Genomic DNA, 1,354 nt, shown 5'->3' on the forward strand with positions numbered 1-1,354 from the left:
CCACGGGACCGCGGCAGGGGTGCCCCCGGCCCCTCGGCGCGCCGACGGGTCAAAATGGTACGAACCGCATCCGTACTACCGTTCAAGCGGGCGGTATGTACTGCATCTGCAGTATGTCTCCCGTAGTGCGGTACGTCCCCACCGTCCTCACCCCCCTCGCCGGATCGTCCGGGCCCGGCCGAGGGGCCCGCCAGGGAAGCCCCGGACCGGGAGAGGCGAGCATGATCGACACCTGGCTGCACCGCGCGCGCCGCCACCCCCACCTGGCCGACGCGCTGCTCGTGCTCGCCATGTTCGTCGTCACCGCCGGGACCACCACCCTGGACCGCCTCGGCAACCGCATCGCCCCCAACCCGGCCGCGCTGACCCTGGCCGCCGTCTCCAGCCTGGCGCTCCTGGCCCACCGCCGCCGGCCCGACATCGCCTTCGCGGTCACACTCGTCTGCAGCCTGGCCCTCTGCTTCGTCGCCACCCAGCTCAACGCGGGCCTGGTCGCCCCCCTGCTCGCCGCCCTCTTCCTCCTCGCGGTGCGCACCGACCGCACCACCGCGCGCATCGCCACCGCCGTCGCGGCCGTGCTGGTGACCGCCGCCACGGTCATCAACGAACCCCACACCTCCTTCAGCGTCAAGGTCGGCGTCATCGCCTGGGTCCTGCTGCCCGGCGCCTTCGGGGACTCCATCCGCAGCCGCCGCGCCCACCTCGCCGCCATCGAGGAACGCGCCGAACGCGCCGAGCGCACCCGCGAGGAGGAGGCCCGCCGACGGGTCGCCGACGAACGCATCCGGATCGCCCGCGACCTGCACGACGTCGTCGCCCACCACATCGCCCTCGCCAACGCCCAGGCCGGCATCGCCGTCCACCTCCTCGACCGCCACCCCGCCCAGGCCCGTGAGATGCTCAGCCACCTCACCGACGCCACCGGCTCCGCGCTGCGCGAGCTCAAGGCCACCGTCGGCCTGCTGCGCCGCGCCGACGACCCGCAGGCCCCGCTCGAACCGGCCCCCGGCCTTGACCGGCTGCCCGACCTGATCGACGTCTTCGAACGGGCCGGCCTGCCCGTCAGGCTCTCCGTCGAGGGCCAGCCGCAGCCGCTCTCCCCGGGCGTGGACCTCACGGCGTACCGGATCCTCCAGGAAGCCCTGACCAACGTGGCCAAGCACGCCGCCGGCACCACCGCCGACGTCACCCTCACGTACTCCGGCAGCCGCGTCCGGCTCAGCGTCGCCAACGACCGCCCGGCCGTCGCCGCCCCCGCCGCCGTCCCCACCGGCGGAGGAGGCTTCGGCCTGATCGGCATGCGCGAGCGGGCCGCGGCCTTCGCCGGCGAGCTGACCGCCGGACCGGACGGCGG

1 protein-coding gene is annotated in these 1,354 nt (G+C 74.7%); it reads left to right on the forward strand.

Features of this window, described 5'->3' with window-relative positions:
• Nucleotides 1-221 precede the first annotated feature (221 nt).
• The coding region (locus tag ABD308_RS07830; RefSeq protein ID WP_344329687.1) for a sensor histidine kinase at nucleotides 222-1,354 on the forward strand (1,133 nt) is incomplete at its 3' end.

It is taken from the genome of Kitasatospora putterlickiae, from assembly GCF_039527695.1.
GTDB lineage: Bacteria > Actinomycetota > Actinomycetes > Streptomycetales > Streptomycetaceae > Kitasatospora > Kitasatospora putterlickiae.